Genomic DNA, 615 nt, shown 5'->3' with positions numbered 1-615 from the left:
GGTTAACCGAATAGGGGAGCCGAAGGGAAACCGAGTCTTAACTGGGCGTTAAGTTGCAGGGTATAGACCCGAAACCCGGTGATCTAGCCATGGGCAGGTTGAAGGTTGGGTAACACTAACTGGAGGACCGAACCGACTAATGTTGAAAAATTAGCGGATGACTTGTGGCTGGGGGTGAAAGGCCAATCAAACCGGGAGATAGCTGGTTCTCCCCGAAAGCTATTTAGGTAGCGCCTCGTGAACTCATCTTCGGGGGTAGAGCACTGTTTCGGCTAGGGGGTCATCCCGACTTACCAACCCGATGCAAACTGCGAATACCGAAGAATGTTATCACGGGAGACACACGGCGGGTGCTAACGTCCGTCGTGAAGAGGGAAACAACCCAGACCGCCAGCTAAGGTCCCAAAGTCATGGTTAAGTGGGAAACGATGTGGGAAGGCACAGACAGCCAGGATGTTGGCTTAGAAGCAGCCATCATTTAAAGAAAGCGTAATAGCTCACTGGTCGAGTCGGCCTGCGCGGAAGATGTAACGGGGCTAAACCATGCACCGAAGCTGCGGCAGCGACACTATGTGTTGTTGGGTAGGGGAGCGTTCTGTAAGCCGTTGAAGGTGT

General features: G+C 53.2%; 1 rRNA gene. It reads left to right on the top strand.

Going from position 1 to position 615, the window contains the following annotated elements:
* Positions 1–615, top strand: a 23S ribosomal RNA gene (locus tag OGX90_RS00005); the annotation flags it as partial.

Origin of the sequence: Citrobacter sp. Cpo012, assembly GCF_030333015.1 — a bacterium.
Lineage (GTDB): Bacteria > Pseudomonadota > Gammaproteobacteria > Enterobacterales > Enterobacteriaceae > Citrobacter > Citrobacter portucalensis.
Note: the sequence above shows the minus strand (reverse complement) of the source record. Positions and strands in the feature narration are given on the sequence as shown.